Annotated in this window: 17 protein-coding genes and 1 pseudogene; 2 read left to right on the top strand and 16 right to left on the bottom strand. The window is 32.3% G+C overall.

Features of this window, described 5'->3' with window-relative positions; genetic code table 11:
• Nucleotides 1-218: 218 nt before the first annotated feature.
• Both HALSA_RS02690 and HALSA_RS02685 read left to right on the top strand, forming a co-directional pair.
• On the top strand, nucleotides 219-467 hold the full coding sequence (locus tag HALSA_RS02690; protein ID WP_041595764.1) for a PAS domain S-box protein: 249 nt from the start codon (nucleotides 219-221) through the stop codon (nucleotides 465-467).
• A gap of 135 nt (nucleotides 468-602) precedes the next feature.
• Nucleotides 603-1,124, top strand: coding sequence for a GGDEF domain-containing protein (locus tag HALSA_RS02685; protein ID WP_083789290.1), 522 nt, complete (start codon nucleotides 603-605; stop codon nucleotides 1,122-1,124).
• A gap of 23 nt (nucleotides 1,125-1,147) precedes the next feature.
• Here HALSA_RS02685 and HALSA_RS02680 read toward each other — a convergent pair whose 3' ends face one another.
• The 16 genes and pseudogenes from HALSA_RS02680 to HALSA_RS02605 form a co-directional block, all read right to left on the bottom strand.
• On the bottom strand, nucleotides 1,148-1,876 hold the full coding sequence (locus HALSA_RS02680; RefSeq protein WP_013405101.1) for a MurR/RpiR family transcriptional regulator: 729 nt from the start codon (nucleotides 1,874-1,876) through the stop codon (nucleotides 1,148-1,150).
• Between the two features lie 404 nt (nucleotides 1,877-2,280).
• Nucleotides 2,281-2,433: pseudogene (locus HALSA_RS13300) on the bottom strand (hypothetical protein); the annotation flags it as partial.
• A 20-nt stretch (nucleotides 2,434-2,453) separates the two neighbouring features.
• The gene (locus HALSA_RS02670; protein WP_274377475.1) at nucleotides 2,454-3,044 is read right to left on the bottom strand and encodes a Coenzyme F420 hydrogenase/dehydrogenase, beta subunit C-terminal domain; all 591 of its coding nucleotides are present in this window, start codon (nucleotides 3,042-3,044) and stop codon (nucleotides 2,454-2,456) included.
• Between the two features lie 110 nt (nucleotides 3,045-3,154).
• Nucleotides 3,155-3,967, bottom strand: coding sequence for a 5'/3'-nucleotidase SurE (surE, locus tag HALSA_RS02665; RefSeq protein ID WP_013405100.1), 813 nt, complete (start codon nucleotides 3,965-3,967; stop codon nucleotides 3,155-3,157).
• A gap of 30 nt (nucleotides 3,968-3,997) precedes the next feature.
• The gene (locus HALSA_RS02660; RefSeq protein ID WP_013405099.1) at nucleotides 3,998-5,611 is read right to left on the bottom strand and encodes a BCCT family transporter; all 1,614 of its coding nucleotides are present in this window, start codon (nucleotides 5,609-5,611) and stop codon (nucleotides 3,998-4,000) included.
• A gap of 127 nt (nucleotides 5,612-5,738) precedes the next feature.
• Nucleotides 5,739-7,169: an FGGY-family carbohydrate kinase gene (locus tag HALSA_RS02655; protein ID WP_013405098.1), complete on the bottom strand. Its 1,431-nt coding sequence runs from the start codon at nucleotides 7,167-7,169 to the stop codon at nucleotides 5,739-5,741.
• Nucleotides 7,170-7,198: 29 nt separating this feature from the next.
• Entirely contained in the window at nucleotides 7,199-7,978 is a 780-nt protein-coding gene (locus tag HALSA_RS02650; protein WP_013405097.1) for an SDR family oxidoreductase, read from the bottom strand.
• Nucleotides 7,979-7,988: 10 nt separating this feature from the next.
• Entirely contained in the window at nucleotides 7,989-8,930 is a 942-nt protein-coding gene (locus HALSA_RS02645; protein WP_013405096.1) for an electron transfer flavoprotein subunit alpha/FixB family protein, read from the bottom strand.
• A 1-nt stretch (nucleotide 8,931) separates the two neighbouring features.
• A complete protein-coding gene (locus tag HALSA_RS02640; protein ID WP_013405095.1) occupies nucleotides 8,932-9,726 on the bottom strand; it encodes an electron transfer flavoprotein subunit beta/FixA family protein in 795 nt (264 codons plus the stop codon).
• Between the two features lie 6 nt (nucleotides 9,727-9,732).
• Nucleotides 9,733-11,031: an MFS transporter gene (locus HALSA_RS02635; RefSeq protein ID WP_013405094.1), complete on the bottom strand. Its 1,299-nt coding sequence runs from the start codon at nucleotides 11,029-11,031 to the stop codon at nucleotides 9,733-9,735.
• 235 nt (nucleotides 11,032-11,266) lie between these two features.
• Nucleotides 11,267-12,784: an FAD-binding oxidoreductase gene (locus HALSA_RS02630; protein ID WP_041595759.1), complete on the bottom strand. Its 1,518-nt coding sequence runs from the start codon at nucleotides 12,782-12,784 to the stop codon at nucleotides 11,267-11,269.
• A 280-nt stretch (nucleotides 12,785-13,064) separates the two neighbouring features.
• A complete protein-coding gene (locus HALSA_RS02625; protein ID WP_013405092.1) occupies nucleotides 13,065-13,727 on the bottom strand; it encodes an amino acid ABC transporter permease in 663 nt (220 codons plus the stop codon).
• Nucleotides 13,727-14,485 carry an amino acid ABC transporter ATP-binding protein gene (locus HALSA_RS02620; RefSeq protein ID WP_013405091.1) on the bottom strand — a complete coding sequence of 253 codons (759 nt, stop codon included), beginning with the start codon at nucleotides 14,483-14,485 and terminating at the stop codon, nucleotides 13,727-13,729. The genes HALSA_RS02625 and HALSA_RS02620 overlap by 1 nt, the downstream gene beginning before the upstream one ends.
• The gene (locus tag HALSA_RS02615; protein WP_013405090.1) at nucleotides 14,475-15,164 is read right to left on the bottom strand and encodes an amino acid ABC transporter permease; all 690 of its coding nucleotides are present in this window, start codon (nucleotides 15,162-15,164) and stop codon (nucleotides 14,475-14,477) included. The genes HALSA_RS02620 and HALSA_RS02615 overlap by 11 nt, the downstream gene beginning before the upstream one ends.
• A 163-nt stretch (nucleotides 15,165-15,327) precedes the next feature.
• Entirely contained in the window at nucleotides 15,328-16,062 is a 735-nt protein-coding gene (locus tag HALSA_RS02610; RefSeq protein WP_013405089.1) for a basic amino acid ABC transporter substrate-binding protein, read from the bottom strand.
• Between the two features lie 180 nt (nucleotides 16,063-16,242).
• Nucleotides 16,243-17,709 (bottom strand): glutamate synthase subunit beta, encoded by a 1,467-nt coding sequence (locus HALSA_RS02605; protein ID WP_013405088.1) that lies wholly within the window; start codon nucleotides 17,707-17,709, stop codon nucleotides 16,243-16,245.
• Nucleotides 17,710-17,727 lie beyond the last annotated feature (18 nt).

Raw genomic sequence — 17,727 nt, 5'->3', positions numbered from 1 at the left:
TTAGCGTTAATTTACAAATCAAGCAACTATAATTATAACATAAGAGAAAAACAGCTACAAAAACAAACTCCTCAATATTCTCATTTCTTGCTTAGAAATATCTCTTATGCTATAATGATATTTGAATTTTTACTCTTAAATGATGTGTAATGATAAATATCAAAATTATTATTTTCTAAAATCATCATATAAAATTACAAAAATAGGGGTAGATATAAGTGAATTACGATAATTTGAGTAAAGAGGAATTAATAGCATTACTTAATATCAATGAAACAATAGTAAATGCAGTTCCAATTGGCTTTTGTATTACTAATGAAAAGGGAATTTTCGAAACTGTTAATTCTCATTATTCAAAAATATATGGTTACAGCCGTGATGAACTTATTGGCAAACACTTCTCAATAGTTACAACTGAAGAAAATAGAGAAACTTTAACTAAACTGCATGATGAATTCATAGAATAAGGTTGTGAACTCAGTAAAGAATGGAAGGTAAAAACAAAAAATGGAGAAGAAAAGACCATTTCTGCCAGTGCAGCCAGAGTTCTTGGTCCAGATGGTAAATATAAAAAAGTTACCTATGTAATTGATATTACAAAAATGAAAAAACAGGAAGAAGAATTAATTCAAATGAATGAAATATTAAAAATAAAGGCATTGATCGATGATTTGACAGGGTTGTATAACTATGGTGAGATAATGCAGAGACTTAAAGCTGAAATCAATAGAGCAAGTCATGGTAATGATAAGCTAACAATAATGATGCTTGATATTGATGATTTTACAAATGTTAATAATAACCACGGCCATGTAATTGGAGATAAAGTTTTAGCTGCATTTGCAAAAAAAATCGATGAAAATATCAGAGAAATGGATATTGCAGGCCGCCATGGTGGAGATGAATTTTTAATTGTTTTTCCTGATACAAGCTTAGAAGAAGCAAAAATAGTTGCCGAAAGAATATTAGATGAGGTTAGAAAAATAGATATTAATGATGCTAAGATTACAATGAGTGCTGGTCTCTATCAATTTGATGGAGAAGATGCAGATAATTTTGTTGCCAAAGCAGATAAAATGCTTTATAAAGCCAAAAATGCCAATAAAAATATGATTTCATATTAAAAAAAGCCCTTTCGGGCTTTTTTCTATTTATCTTCCTGTTTTATATTCTTTTCACTCAATATTATCTTATTTATAACCTCTTCCATAAATATAAAAAATATCGTTCTGGTCTTTTGATATGGCTCTAAATAATCAGGCTGATTGAACTTTGATAACCAGAAAATTCGATCACACTGGTTAAATAGCCTGGTATTATACTCTTCAACAACTATTGCCACATTAGCACCTTGTTTTTTAGCTTTTTTATAAATCGGTTCAAATGAGCGAAATGTTCCTGTAGCTGTAAAGATAACCAGTAAAGTATTATCATCAATTACAGATAATAGTGAAGTTTCATCTAATAAGGAAATAACAAAATTATCTGAGCAAGTTCTAAGTTTGTATTCAAAATATTCGGTGATTGCTCCAGAAGGACCATAACCAAACAAAACTATCTTTTGATGGTTATCCAGTAACTCTATAAACTCATCAACCATTGAGGTATCGAAGTCATTAATAAATTTTTTAAGCCTATCCAATTCATCAGATTGATTTTCATTTTCTAGTTCTTCTCCATATAAAAAGGATATGTATTGTTTGTAATTTCTAAAGCCAAGCTTCTTAACATATTTAGAAATTTTTGAAACTGAACAATCACAAACTTCTGCAGCATCTTTAATTCTAAAAGGAGGATTTTCCTTCGAATACTTTAAAAGTTTATTATATATTTCCTTTTCAAAATCATTTAAATTGCTAAGATTGATTTGTATCAATATTTTTCACTTTCCCCATTTTTGTAATTTTAATTGTCTATAATAAATTTCCAGTCTTTATTATATAATATAAATTTTGCTTAGTCAAAGAATGGAATTTTTATAATTCTGATTACATTGCCTACCTCCAAATTTATATATAAAAAAACACCATTTTTTTAGTAATTTTGTTGGAGAATATTTTATTAAAAACTTCCCCAATGAAGTTGAACCTAAATAAGCATTTAAGTAAATCAAAAAAGCTCCAAAATAAAATTTAACTTTTATTTTTATTGGGTCTTGATTAATATCGTCTAAAGAATAATCGTCATATTTAGGTATCGGTTTATTAAAAAAATCTAATAATAGCATCCGGTATTTGAAAGCACCCTTTCTTCTCATAATAATCTCTTTCTGGGATTCTTTTATTTTTCTTTTTTAATTTTATAGGCTGTGATAGAATTATTATTTTTCATTTCATTTATTATTTTTTCAGCAAATTCAGTTCTCGAAATGATAATTGAACTACCTATATTATCTTTTTCTACTATTTCATTTAACCAAGCATCACCCAGTGAAACATCTGCTAATTATGCCATTAAGTCATGGCAAGTAAGACATCTGTATGGTGTGAAAAAATATGAACCAAAATAAGCTTCCCAGTAATCATTAAGGGGATAGAAATATTTAATTTCTCATGCTCTATATTTAATTCGCCGGGCCAACCATGACCCCTATATTGAATTTTTCTTACTTTATTTTGTTTATAATCTAATCTATCTAAAATTAATTTAGTCCCTGAATATTTTACACTATGTGAACATAACAAGCCAATAGTAAAAATTATATTATTTTTTACCCATTGATCATTCTCCTGCAACTTACGCAAACCCTGAATTTGACATGGTAAACCAACAAAGGCATACTTTCTATCATTCTTCTTTTGAGTTTTGATTTTTTTTACTGCAGTAATCGGATTTGTAGGACAATATTTTGAAGTTTTTGATTTGATGATCTCTTCACTGCTATGAGCAATAACGCTTTTAGCCTTGAGTGGATATTTTTCATCAATTTTAGTTACAATTGCACCATCAATATAATTATTTTTTAATAAAGATAATAACAAATGTGTTGCTATTCCACCAGAAGCAGCATTAAATCTTAAAGTATTGTTATTGGAATAGCCAATATAATTGGAGATATAATTTCCTAATATATAATCTAATTATAATTTACCCACATGATTCATTTTCTTTATCCAGCTCCAATCAAGGCTCTTTATCTTTTAAAGTTAAAATATTAAAAAACACTAAATTCTTTATCTATTTCAACTGACATTTTTGCATTCATTGGTGTAATAGAAACAACTTGATCTTTATGAACTGCATAAATATCTGTATATTTTTCTAAATTATTAATTTCAGGGTTTATTTTCCAGTCTAAAGAATGAGCTTTATTCAAAGTCCTATTTTTAGGTTTTATATAAACCCCAAAATTTGTATATGCCTGTTCAGTTATACGAATCTCAGTATTTTTGCTAAGATTATAAGGAAAATTTATATTTAATATTCTTGTATTTTCAGGAAAGCCATTAGTAATTATTTTAGAAAATATTTTTTTAATATAAAACTTTTCAGAACTCCAATCTATATTGATATAATTTTGAGACTGTTGTTTATTAAATGGAAAAGCTTTGGAAAAAGCCAAAGATTTTATTCCTAAACTATCAGCTTCAAATGCTGCTCCAAGAGTTCCACTACAGGTATAAGAAAGGCCAATGTTTTCACCATAATTTATTCCGCTAATACAATAATCCGGTTTTCTATCTGTTAATTCTAAAACAGCATGAGCTACAGATTGTGCTGGTGAACCATTAACAGCATAAGCTTTAATTAACTGATTATTTATTTTTATTTTTTTTGTTTCAATACTTCCTACATCTTCCCCTTTTAAATATCCCCTTCCCATACCTGTCTGTTGATTTTTGGGAGCAGCAATTAATAAATTGGCCAATGGTAATATAGCTTCTGCTAGTGATTTTAGACCAGGTGAATTAATCCCATCATCATTTGTAATTAAAACTAAAGGTTTTTCTTTCTTTTTTTTATTCAAATCAAATCCTCCTCCAAAATCTATATCTAATTAATTGCTTTTTTCTATAATTTCACTTTTATTTAAAGGTCTACCTGCTTTATCATAGTCAGACTTAAAGGAATCATATTTTTTAGGATTAAATGCAACTAAGGCTAAAGATATTCCAACCAAAGAAATTAAAAACAAAGCAGGAAATCCACCTAAATTTGAAAGCATTTTTATTCCGTCTATACCAGCAAAAGTAATCATTCCCCAAGCTACAACTCCAATTGTTAATCCCCAGATTAATTTTATGTGCAGCGGTGGAGCAGGACTATCAGGCGAAATACCCGTAGAGCTTATTCCAGCCATAGCACTTGTATTAGAGTCTGCTGCTGTAACAAAAGAAATAAAAGCAATAAATATATAAAAGGGAATAACTATACCTGAAAGAGGAAGATTAGAAAACATTGCAAATGAAACTGCTTCAGGACCTGTTCCACCTAATGCTTCTGCTAGATTGAGACCATTTAATTGCTGGTGAATAGCTGTTCCACTAAATATTGACATCCATAAACTTCCGAATAATGAGGGTAGAACAAAATTAACAAACATAAACATCCTGACAGTATAACCATAAGCAATTCTTCCCAGAAATAGAGCAGTTACAGGTGCCCAGGCCAACCAATTTGCCCAATAAAATGTTGTCCACCATTTTGACCAATCATCACCAGCTGCAGCACCCGTAAATAGACTGCTCTGGAAAAAATTTCTTAAGTAATGTCCAAAAGATTCAATGCTAAAGTTTATAAAAAAGCCTGTCGGTCCCACAATAAAAGTAAAAACTATCAATATTAAAAAGACTTTGACATTAAGACTTGATAAGATTCTAATCCCTTTCATCAAACCTGTAGAAGCAGAAATTATAAAAGTCCCTATAATTGCTAAAGCAACTACTGCCCATAACAAATGATTGCTTGGAATAGCAAAAACATTATTAATACCACCAGAGACTGTTAAAATACCTGTTCCTAAAGAAGCTGCCATCCCACCGACCAAAGCATATAAAGCTATGGCATCTATAATACTAGAAGCTTTTCCTTTTAATCTATTACCAAATAACGGTGTAAGAAGTGACGATAAACTAAAATCTTCTTTCATATTATAATATGCAAAAGCAAACATCAATGCGGGTATGGAATAAATAGCATAAGGGGTAAAAGTCCAGTGCAAAAACATAGTAGACATGGCAAAATTTGCTGATTGAGCACTATTAGGATCTATACCTAAAGAGGCAGGTGGTTCCATCATATGATACATTGGCTCAGCTGCTGCCCAAAACAAAATACCAATTGCAATAGTTGTACAGATAGTAATTGAAAACCATTCAAATTTAGTTAACATTGGTTTAGCCTGAGAGCCACCAATTTTAACCCTGCCAAAAGGAGAAAAAATAATAAAAATACTCAAAATCAACATTAACAAAGCCCCAATACTGAACAAACCACTAAAATTGCCTAACAACCAATCATTAGCATTGTTCATTGCTACTGAAAAAGCATCATAATTAACTAAACTAAAAACAACCGCACTAACTAATATTAAAAAAGGTGGCCAAAATACTAAAGGCTTTATTTTTTTGTTTTTAGCTTGATCAACTTTTGTTTTTTGCTTTTCTTTCATTAAAATAAATCTCCTTCCATTTTACTTTAATTTGAATTGCTATTGGTATTTTCAAAATATTTAGTCTAATAAATAGCTGACAGATAGTATTACCTGCCAGCCATTATTTTTTAATCATTAAATCATATTAATTATTTCCATTAATAATTTGATATGATCTTTTTAGAAGCTCATCATTTGTTTCTGGAATATGTTTATATACTTTTTCGTTTATTTCTTGATATAATTCATGATTTTCTTGATTAGGTAAAAACTCATCTTCAAAATTAACCATGTTCTTTATTGCTTCTTCTCTGCTATCGTATACATCAAGTGCTAAAGCTGCACAAATTGCAGAACCAAGTCCAGCTGCTCCATTTATTTCATTTCTACGAGCAGGTACTCCATAGATATCTGCAAAAATTTGCATGAATAAGTCCCCTTTAGAACCTCCCCCACTTACAACTATATGATTGAGATCAATATCTAATTCATCACACATTGCCTGAGAATTATTATACATGGTCATAGCAATACCTTCTAAAATAGAGCGGAACATATGAGGCCCCTTATGTTTACCATTAAAACCAAGCATTATTCCCCGTTCATGAATATTACTTGGACGAGGTAACCAATGAAGAACTGTATATAAGCCATCACTACCAGCTGGAACATCATCAGCCAAAATATTCAAATAATTTTCCGGTGAAATCCCCCTCTTTTCTGCCTCATCTATAATATCACTACCAAGTAATTCTTTGATCCAGGTTACTGTTGACATACCCCTTCTAATTCCACTACTCTCATAGAGAAATTCACCTGGTGTTGCACCTGGGTTAGTAAAATAATTGCTTGGGTTTGGATCATAGTCTTCACCTAGCATCATCGAAGTTATGTATGTTCCTAAAGAAACTAGGACAGTTCCATCATTAACTAAACCTGCTCCTAAACCTTCTGCAGCTTTATCATTTGAGGTAGATACTACTGGAATCCCAGCCGGTATACCGGTTAATTCGGCTGCTTTTTCTGTTACTTCTCCTAAAACTGTAGAAGGATCTACAAGTTCAAACAACATTTCTTTGGGAGTGGTATATTTTTCTTCATCTGCATACCACTCTAAAGTTTCTGGGTTAATAGGCCAGGGACCAACATAATTAGAGCGTGTATCTTTTGTTTCTCCTGTTAACCTGTGGGTTAAATAGCCTGTTGTTGTGGTAACATAAGCTATTTCATCATCTTCTACTTTATAGGGACGAGAAAGCCTGATATCCATCCAGCTCTGAACTGGTGAAAATAATTCACCATTTTCTTTCATAACTGCTCTACAGCATCTAATAGATAATAAGCCTGCTCCAATTATATCATCTTTATTCCCTTCGAACTTTTCAAATAATTTATTACAGGTCAGTTTAAGACTGGTCCATAAATCATCATCAGGATGAATAGCTTTACCATTATCACCTAATTGAATTTCTCTTAATTGTTCTGTATGAGAAGCAATTTTTTTGCCGAAGGTATCAAAAATCGTAACTTTTGTGCTCTGAGTTCCTTGATCTATACCAAGTATATATTTAGCCATTTTTAGATTCTCCTTTTTAAAATATAAATTTATCTTACTAAGTAACCGCCATCAACAGTCAGTACAGTTCCATTTACATAATCAGAAGCAGGACTGGCAAGATATACACATGCTCCCATTAAATCAGCTTTATCTCCCCATCTATTGGCAGGAATATGTGATAAAATAGTTTTGTTTCTCTCTTCATTTTTTCTGGTTTCTTCAGTGATTTTTGTTTTAAAATAACCTGGAGCAATTGTATTAACCTGTACATTAAATTGGGCTAATTCGTCACACATAGCTTTGGTTAAACCAACAATACCATGTTTAGTAGAGGCATAAGCAGGTGACCATTGTCCACCTAAGAAAGAGAAAAGAGAACCAATATTTATAACTTTACCGCTTTCTTGTTCTATCATATACTTAGCTGACTCATGTATCAACTCAAATGCAGCAGTTAAGTTAACAGAAATCATTTTATCCCATTCTTTTCTCGTATATTTTGTTACATCTTTAACATTTATAGAAATACCAGCACAATTTACTAAAATATCAATACTTCCCCATTCATCAACAACTGCATCAACCGCTGCTTTACATTTACCATCTTTAGTAATATCAGCCTGCATAAATTTATATTCACTACCACAGGCTTCTATCATTTCTTTAGTTTCTCCACCATCATCATCTAAACCTACTGCCATGACATTAGCTCCACCTTTAGCTAAAGCTGTAGAAAAAGCTTGTCCAAGCCCAGTATTGCCACCTGTAACCAGAGCGTTTTTACCTTCTAAACTAAACATATCCAAATCAAAATCCATAATTTTCATTTTTATCCCCCTAATTTTTTTCTAATTTATTTGTTAATTTTTTAACAAATTCAATTGCATCTCCCACTACAACTATATCAGAAAGACTGCAGATAGGAGCATTTTTATTAATATTTACCGAAATAATATTTTCTATATTTTTTAGTCCTGCCACATGTTCAATTGCTCCACTAATTCCCAAAGCAATATAAAGTTCTGGACTAACTGTTTTACCTGACTGTCCAACCTGAATATTTCTAGATGCTTTACCATTATCTATTATTTTCCTACTTGCTGAAACCTCAGCATTTAATTTATCTGCTAAGTTTTTGATTTGCTCAAAGTCTTTAAGAGCTCCACCTCCTCCTGAAACTAAAATTTCACTTTCACGAATATCATAAGATAATTCACATTGCTTTTTTTCTAATAAATCAATCTCAGCTTTATTATAATTATTAGGCTGATAATTAACCATCTCTACTTCTTTATTCTGATCGATATGATGAGTGAAAACATTTTGTCTAACAGTCAACATGATTGGTTTTTTTGCATTTGTTTCAATCCCAGCCATAATCCTTCCACTAAAAGCCGGCCTGATCAATTCTAAGCTTTTTTCATCTTTTTTAATCTCTGTCACATCTGCAACTAAACCAACATGAAGTCTCATTGCTAAACGAGGTGCCAGCATCCTTCCAATGTGAGTTGCTGGTATTATTATGCTCTCAAATTGATATTTATTTTGAAGCTCTTCTATCACATCTGTTAAAGCAAGCTGATCATAACTTTTTATGTTTTGATCTTTGATATTGATAATTGAATCAAATTCACCTAGATATTTATTCTCAATTTGCTGATTGGTTATTAGACCAAAGCTTTGATATTCTTGATCAGCATGGATTTGTCTGGCAGCCTCCAATAATTCTATTGAGTTAATTATATTTTCTTGGTCAATATAGATTAAAGTTTTTTTCATTTTAAACAAAGCCTTTCTTTTTTAAAAATGAGTAGACAAAATCAATACCTTCTTCATTATTTTCAACTACTACTTTGTCTTTTTCTTCAAAGTTCTTATTATAGGTATTAACTACCTTGGTTAAAGATCCTTTAAGACCTATTTCTTCTTTAGCAAGACCTAACTCTTGATTGGAAACGATATCTAATCTATCACTAACATCTAAAGAAATATTCTCATATTTAATATAAGGTAGTTTATAATCACTTTCTTTTCTAAGGCTTAATATAGCTGGCAACTGCATTTCATAAGTTAATATTTTCTCTCCATTTTCTACTTCAATCACTGCCTTTGCTTTTTTAAATTTTGCCAGGTTAATTTTAGTTATATTTGACATTTGGTTTAGACCCAATAACTCTCCAATTTGAGAAGGGATATGAGATGTGTCCCCATCTAGGCTATTTGTTCCTGTTAAAATACAATCAAATTCTTCATTCTTTAAATAATGAGACAATATTTTACTTGTTGCATAAGTATCACTACCTGCATATAACTTGTCCGAAATAATGCTGGCTTTATCAATATTTCTTCTCAACAGATCTTCAACAAAAGGTTTAACCGCTTTCGGTCCCATTGTTACAACCTTTATCTCGGTCTCAGGCTGATGCTCTTTCAATTCAAGTGCAAAAGCTACTGCACAGGCATCATCAGGATTAAGAATCAATTTAACATTATCTCTAATTAAAATATTTTTTTCATAATCATATTTTATATCTTCTACATTAGGAACATATTTAACAAGACAGATAATTTTCATAATTATTTATGCAACCTCTTTCTCTGCATTTTCTTTTATTTCTTTTTGATTAATCTTATAATAAATACCAGCTATTAGTACACCACATAAACCTATAAATGCACTAACCAAAAAGTATGCATTATAACCACCGGTATCACCAAATGTATTAAATAAAAATGAATTCAACTGTGGTATCAAAATATCTGGAAAATAACCAATTAATGAAATAATTCCAATTCCAGTTCCCAGAATTAATGGACTAATATTAGCTTTTCCCAATAAAGCCCAATAGGTCCCTCGAATTGCATAATAAAATATAGCCAAGATTATAGCTAATGTATAAAATATATAATTATTTATTGCAGTTGGTAAGGTGGCTATTAATACCAAAGTAATAGATGCTCCCAATATTGCTCCACCTACAGTTTTTTCCTTACCTACTTTGTCTGCTAAATATCCTCCTAAAAAACCTCCAAGTGGTCGCATCCAAAGTACTATACCCATAATTGTTCCAACTGCAACTGAAGTCACACCTACATTTGTTTCTAAAAAACCTCCAACATAATATGAAGTCCAAAAAACTGAGTAACCCATAAATACAATTCCGCCCTGTAAATAAATATATTTATTTTTAAACACTTTTTTAAGATCGGAAAGCTTAAAAGATGAAGCTTTAGACTTATCAGCTTTAGATTCCAAATCTTTCTGTTGCTTTTCTACAAAAATAAATATTAAAACAGCTGTAATCAATAAAACAAAAGAATACATATATATGACAGACGTTAAAGCATCTGTTTTTATTGCTAGTTCAGTACTCGATCCAAGAACTTGAGCAAAAATGAAAGCTGCTACACTTCCCAATCCAGCCTCTATAATTCCTCGACCACCATCAAGTATACCAAAAAATCTTCCTTCATCATCATCTGTAGACATCATTTTAACTAATTTCATATGGGCACTCCAAAAGGTAAATACTGTAAAGAAGCCCCATATAGCGAAAATTATTTGTACTTGAGGGTAGTCTGGTACCTGAGCAAACCAAAAACCACCAGCAGCAGTCCCTAAAAGTGATACTGTCAATAAATTTTTAGCTGAAAATTTGTCACTCAATAACCCACTAGGTAGATAGCCAACAATAAATACTATACCCAAAATAGAGTAAATATTATTGAATTGGCCACTCGTCATATTAAATACTTCGAGTATGGTTTCTTGAAATTGAGTTCTCATATATACGACTGGATAAATAGCACCTGCAGCTAAAACTACTAATGAAAATTGAATATATCTTTTTAAATCTTTCTTTTTTATTTTATTAAGCATAATTCCCTCCTTTTTTAATTACAAAGCTACTGAAAGCTAATTACTAGTTTTGATAAATTTAAAAGATTCTAAATTTTAAAAATAAAAATAATTTATTTTATCAAAAATCAAACTAATAATCTATTTTAATTTAAGTTCTTTTCTGATAAAATATTAATTGAGGATTCCTTCTTTGAATATTAGAACAATGGCTGTTGTTTTATTAGAAATTCAAAGAAGGATACCTCTTTTTTATTTATTTTTCTTTATTTATATATTTTTTAATTCCATCTTCTTTTGGGAAAATTGATCCATAATTCATAATATCATTAGGGTCGAACGCCTCTTTTAGTTTTTCTAACATATAATAAGCAGATCCATGTTCTTCTTTAGTCCATTCACTTCTGTATTTTCCTATTCCATGGTGATGACACATTGAACCACCCTGTTTTAAGGTCTCGTCTACAATAATCTTGTGAATTGGATGGTGATAAACCCTTAATTCATCTTCAGGTGCACAATTAATTTCATAATTGTAGACAAAATATAAATTTGTCCCATTAATGTAACTGTGAGATGAATGACCACCAAGCAAAGTTAATTCATGAGCACGAGGAAATTCTTCTTTAATTCTTTTCATGACATTATTATAAATTACCGGTATAGTTTCCCAATTAGCAGATATTTCTGTAGTAAATCCAGTATGCGAATCATTTTCAATCATACCTTCATATTCATCATCAATATCTTGCTGTGACCAGTTTAAGTTATTAAACCAGTTTTCAATTAGTTCACTATCCACCTCTTCGATAATACCATCACTAAACTTTTTAACTGCTTCTTCAATTGCTTCACCAGTAGCCTCAACAATATTTTCTGGTCCTTCTGCCATTAAAATCAAAACACATTTGTCTTTACTGAAGTGATAGAAATGTTGATTAGCATCCTCTTCAGAATATGCTCTTGCTACTGAAGGACGATAACCATTAACCATTACTTCTCTTAGCACTTTTATCCCTGTTTCTATATCTTCTGTGAGATATCCGAAAAACTTATTATTATCAGGATAATATTTAAATATTTTTACTGTAACTTCTGTTATGTAACAGAGTGTACCCTCATTTCCAATTGCAATATGCCTTATATCTGGGCCACCAGCTCTTCTGGGAACATTTTTGATATTAGCAATATGCCCATCAGGAAATACACACTCTAATCCAATAACCATATCTTCGATTCCACCATATAAAGTTGAAAGCTGCCCTATACTTCTTGTTGCCACAAGTCCACCCATTTTTGCTACAGGTTTAGATTGTGGAGAATGTCCAGTTGTAAATCCTTTTTCTCTAAGGGCATTTTCAAGTTCTTCTAATGGTACTCCTGCCTGAACTTTTGCTTCCATATTATAAGTATTAATATCTACAATCTTGTCTAAATTTTCTGCATCAATAATTATGGTATTTTCTTTCCAGTTTTCTAACCCCCCTTCTGTTGAAGTATCACCACTCCTAGGAATTACATTAATCTTTTGCTGATTACAAAATTCTAAAATGCTGCTTACTTCTTCTGAGGAATTCGGATAGACTATCGCTACCGGTTTTGGAACATCAATAGCATTGCGTGCAAAAGCAAATTTTTTATACCTATCCACTGATGCTTCATATAAATCTTCTTCATTGGTATTTACCTGTTTTTCTGATAATAAATCAATTAAATTTTGAACAACTACTTTCTTTTTACCTTTCTGAGCTATACTCACTTTCTCCCACCTCATTTTAATAATTTTTAATCTTTGAATTTATTTGACTATTTCAATTTAAACTCATTATAATACGCGAATTTGTCGATGTCAAGAGAAAATGTAGAAAATTTTCGTTTTATTTGCTTTTTTTATAGCTAAAATGGAAAACTTTCTATTTTTTATTTCTATATAATTCCATTAAAAGGTTTTAATTCTATTATTTTTTTATCTAAAGGCATAAAAAAACTCAACCAGCAAAGAAAATTCAATTTCTTTAATGGTTGAGATATAATATAAAGATATTTTTTCCTATCTACCTTTCAAAATCAAAACCTGGTATAGCAACTTTCTTTTCAAACTTATTAAATAGATAAACAAAGATAATTATCACAACAAGATAAATTAAAGCTACAACCATATAAACATTAAAAAACTGATAATTACGACTGGCAATTAACTTACCTTCTGTCATCAATTCTTTAGCACCGATAACATAGGCTAAAGAAGAATACTTGATCATATAAATAAATTCATTTGTCCAGGCGGGAATAACCCTCCTTAATGCCTGTGGTAAAACAACATAGATAATCCCCATCCATTTGGTCATTCCTAAAGAAAGAGCAGCTTTAAGCTGACCTGAACTTACAGATTGAATAGAACCTCTTAAATACTCTGCCTGATAAGCTCCAGAATTAATGATAAAGCTGATTACAGCTGCAGTAATTGGAGCAAAACGAATTCCATAAGCAGGTAAGCCATAATATATTATGAAAAGCTGAACCAGTAAAGGGGTTCCCCTGATAACAGCAATAAAGGCTGTTACCGTTCTTGAAATCAGCTTATTTCCATAAATCTTACCCAGGGAAAGAAAAATCCCTAAAATAGTGCCTGAAGTACAAGAAATAAGAGTGATCATTATGGTAACTCCCAGACCTCTAAATAAGACCGGATAAAAATCAAGAAAGATATCTAGCATTATTCTTCACCCTCACCATATAAGTCTGTGAGCTTAAAGAGAAATTCCCTGGTTCTTTTGTGTTCAGGATTTTTAAATAATTTTTCTGGAGGCCCCTGTTCAACAATATGACCACCCTCCATAAATATAAGCTCATCAGCAACAGTTCTGGCAAAACCCATCTCATGAGTAACAATTAACATCGTCATACCTTCCTGAGCTAAGTTTTTCATAACTGTTAAAACTTCTCCGGTTAGTTCAGGATCTAAAGAAGAAGTCGGTTCATCAAATAAGATCAATTTGGGCTTCATAGCGAGAGCTCTAGCTATACCAACCCGCTGTTTTTGACCACCTGATAACTGAGATGGATAAGAGTTTGCATAATTACCGATTCCAACTCTATCTAACTCTTCTATAGCAATTTTTTCGGCCTCTTTTTTATCCATTTTTTTAACCTTTGTTAAACCAATCATCACATTTCCTTTAGCAGTTAAATGATTAAACAGCCCAAAATCCTGAAAAACAAAACCAATCTGCTGTCTAATCTGGTTGATCTTTTTAGTAGAAGTAATCTCTACATCTTCTAAATAAATTTTACCACTAACAGGAGGTACTAAACGAATGATATTATTTAAAATTGTGCTTTTTCCGGTACCACTTGGTCCTACAATAACTTTGGTTTCTCCTTTATCTAGAGCAAGAGATATACCTTTTAAAACTTCCTCATCACCAAAGCTGTGGTGTAAATCCTCTATTTTTAATAAATGCTTAGTAGGCATCTGAATGTCCTCCTTCAATCCCTATCCCCGGTATCTTATACTTTTTCTCAAATAAGGACAGGGCCAGGTTAATAGTCGTAGTTAAAATAAAATATATTGCTGCAACTGTTAGATAAATTACCATCGGTTCATTAGAAGTAGCAATAAAGTAATCTCCCTGCCTAACAAGCTCGACAACCCCGATAGTAAAAGCAAGTGAAGTATCTTTTAACACAATTGCCGATTCATTGGTAACCGGTGGAATAGCAATCCTGATCGCCTGAGGTGCAATAATATGGCTAAAAGCAGTCAGTTTGTTCATCCCCAGTGACATAGCTGCCTTAAGCTGAGAACCACTGACAGATTGAATAGCTCCCCGATAGATCTGTGACTGATAGGCAGAACTACGCAGACCTATCCCCAATACAGCTGCTCTAAAAACAGGTATTCTAAAACCTAACATCGGTAGAGCATAATTAATCAATAAAAGTATAACCAGCAGGGGAATACTCCTGGCAATCCTCTCATAAATAGCTGTAAAGAAAGTAACAATTTTATTCCCATAAACCTGAGCAAAAGCTAACGGCAGCCCGATAACCACACCCAAAAGAAGGCTCCAGAATGTCAGCTGGATAGTTACAACCGTACCTCTCAGTAAAAATGGTAATGCTCTCTGAATTAAAACAATATTCTCTAGCATAGAATAACCCTTTCTTCAAACAAAAAAATAGTAAAGTTTTAGTAAAATAAAAGCTTAAAGCCAGAGTTAATAATAAACTCAACTGCTTTAAGCTTTTAGATATTTCAATAGCTTATACAATTTAATATTATACTAGCTTAGAACTAAAATTTCAATTATTATTTTACTCAAAATACTTTTCGATTAACTCATCCATGGTTCCATCTTCTCTAACTTCTTCTAAACCAGCATTGATTTTTTCTAATAATTCATCATTACCCTGAGCAACAGCCATTCCGTATTCTTCACCGGTAATGATCTCTGCTACAACTTTAACAGGATTACCCTGACTGTAAGTTTCACCAACAGGCTTATCTAAAACAACACCATCGATGTTCTGGTTAGCCAGATCTCTAATAACCAGCACAAAACTATCATAGTTTCTTACATTACCTGTTAAAATACCAGGTTCAACTAAATGATCCTGTACCCAGATATCTCCAGTAGTACCTGTCTGTACACCAATATCATTATCGCCAAAGAGTATTGTTAAGCCCTCTTCTGAATCTTCATGAACTAAAACAGCTTGATTGGCTGAATAATAGGGATCAGAAAAGTCAAGTACCTCTGCTCTTTCTTCTGTAATTGTCATTGCAGCTGCAATGATATCAATACTACCTGTGGTTAAAGCTGGAATTAGAGAATCAAAACTGATATCTCTGAATTCAACCTCAAAACCCTGACGATTACCGATCTCGGTAATTAAATCCATATCGAAACCAACGATCTCTCCATCTTCTACATACTCAAAAGGTGGAAAACCAGCACTTGTACCTACAACATATGTTTCTGCATAAGCTGAAAAACTAAATGCAAAAACAGCAAAAACTAAAAGCATTAAAACTAAAATCTTTTTCATTATTAAATTTCCTCCTTCAAAATCGTTTTTTTTAATACTCGCTCCTAAATAATAATTACTAAAGCAAAAAAAATATTCTTTAATCTTATATAATAAAGATTATTTAAAGTTAATTTTACTACATTAAAGCATAAAAATCAAGCAAAAGAGCTCTTATTCGTCTCTTTTGCCTGTATCTATTTATTCTGCTAAATACTGGTCAACCGATTTAGCCGCTTTTCTACCTTCATCAATTGCATTAACAACCAGACTCTGACCTTTTCTCATATCACCTGCTGCAAAAACACCATCGAGATTGGTTCTAAAATCACCATAATTGGCCTTAACATTAGAACGAGCATCCTGTTCTAAGCCTGCAGCATTAATCAAAGTCTCTTCTGGACCCAAAAAGCCCATTGCAATTAAAACCAGATCAGCAGGCCAGATCTTTTCTGTATCCTCTTTTTCTACAGGATAAAAATTACCCTGCTCATCTTTATCCCAGTTAATTTTTACAGTTCTAATTGCTTTAACATGACCTGAGTCATCTTTAATAATCTCTTTTGTCATGATCAGATACTCTCTCGGATCAGCTCCATAAAGTTCTGTTGCCTCTTCTTGCCCATAATCTATTTTTTCTGTTTTGGGCCATTCAGGCCAGGGATTACTATCCTGCCTGGCTTCTGGGGGTTGAGGCATAATTTCAAACTGGGTTACACTATTACAGCCCTGACGAATAGAAGTTGCAACACAATCGGTACCTGTATCTCCTCCCCCGATTACTATAACATCTTTATCTTCTGCTGAAATATAATCAGGATTATCTTTATCCAAGACTTTTTTGGTGTTTTCTTTAAGAAATTTAACGGCAAAATGAACTCCTTCAGCATCTCTACCGGGTACCTTTAAATCTCTTGCTTTAGTAGCTCCTCCTGCCAGCACAACAGCATCATTTTCTTTCTGGAGTTCTGTTAGACTGATATCAATACCGACTTCTGTACTAACTACAAACTCCACACCTTCTGCTTCCATAATATCGAGCCTTCTTTTAACAACTTCTTCTTTATCCAGCTTCATATTAGGGATACCGTAGGTTAAAAGACCACCTATTCTATCCTGACGTTCATAGACTTTAACCCAATGTCCCAGCTTGTTCAGCTGATCAGCTGCTGCCAGACCAGCCGGACCAGAACCAACAACAGCCACAGATTTTCCACTTCTTGTTTCAGGTGGCTGAGGTTCCATCCAGCCTTCAGCAAAGGCTTTTTCTATAATCTGATATTCATTTTGTTTAATAGTCACTGCAGGCTCATTAAGTCCTAAAGTACAGGAACCCTCACATGGTGCCGGACAAACTCGACCAGTAAACTCGGGAAAATTATTGGTTTTAAGCAGTCTTTTTACTGCTTCCTCCCACTTCCCCTTATAGATTAAATCATTCCATTCTGGAATCAAATTATTAACCGGGCAACCTGAGACCATTCCTCCGATTTCTAAACCACTGTGACAGAAAGGAATTCCACATTCCATACAGCGGGCTCCCTGAATCTTTGCAGCATCTTCGCTGAACTTAGTTTTAAACTCCTGCCAGTCTTTAATTCTATCTTTAACCGGGCGCTCCTCTGGCACTTCCCGCTGATATTCTATAAAACCTGTTGCTTTACCCATAATATATTCTCCTCTCCT

This window comes from Halanaerobium hydrogeniformans (genome assembly GCF_000166415.1).
Taxonomy (GTDB): domain Bacteria; phylum Bacillota; class Halanaerobiia; order Halanaerobiales; family Halanaerobiaceae; genus Halanaerobium; species Halanaerobium hydrogeniformans.
Note: the sequence above shows the minus strand (reverse complement) of the source record. Positions and strands in the feature narration are given on the sequence as shown.

Coding starts and splice junctions, on each gene's coding strand:
- HALSA_RS02655 (WP_013405098.1), bottom strand. CDS start 7,169: ATGGCTAAATATATACTTGGTATAGATCAAGGAACTCAGAGCACAAAA.
- HALSA_RS02645 (WP_013405096.1), bottom strand. CDS start 8,930: ATGAAAAAAACTTTAATCTATATTGACCAAGAAAATATAATTAACTCA.
- HALSA_RS02635 (WP_013405094.1), bottom strand. CDS start 11,031: ATGCTTAATAAAATAAAAAAGAAAGATTTAAAAAGATATATTCAATTT.
- HALSA_RS02625 (WP_013405092.1), bottom strand. CDS start 13,727: ATGCTAGATATCTTTCTTGATTTTTATCCGGTCTTATTTAGAGGTCTG.
- HALSA_RS02605 (WP_013405088.1), bottom strand. CDS start 17,709: ATGGGTAAAGCAACAGGTTTTATAGAATATCAGCGGGAAGTGCCAGAG.
- HALSA_RS02610 (WP_013405089.1), bottom strand. CDS start 16,062: ATGAAAAAGATTTTAGTTTTAATGCTTTTAGTTTTTGCTGTTTTTGCA.
- HALSA_RS02615 (WP_013405090.1), bottom strand. CDS start 15,164: ATGCTAGAGAATATTGTTTTAATTCAGAGAGCATTACCATTTTTACTG.
- HALSA_RS02640 (WP_013405095.1), bottom strand. CDS start 9,726: ATGAAAATTATCTGTCTTGTTAAATATGTTCCTAATGTAGAAGATATA.
- HALSA_RS02620 (WP_013405091.1), bottom strand. CDS start 14,485: ATGCCTACTAAGCATTTATTAAAAATAGAGGATTTACACCACAGCTTT.
- HALSA_RS02685 (WP_083789290.1), top strand. CDS start 603: ATGAAAAAACAGGAAGAAGAATTAATTCAAATGAATGAAATATTAAAA.
- HALSA_RS02660 (WP_013405099.1), bottom strand. CDS start 5,611: ATGAAAGAAAAGCAAAAAACAAAAGTTGATCAAGCTAAAAACAAAAAA.
- HALSA_RS02630 (WP_041595759.1), bottom strand. CDS start 12,784: ATGAGGTGGGAGAAAGTGAGTATAGCTCAGAAAGGTAAAAAGAAAGTA.
- HALSA_RS02650 (WP_013405097.1), bottom strand. CDS start 7,978: ATGAAAATTATGGATTTTGATTTGGATATGTTTAGTTTAGAAGGTAAA.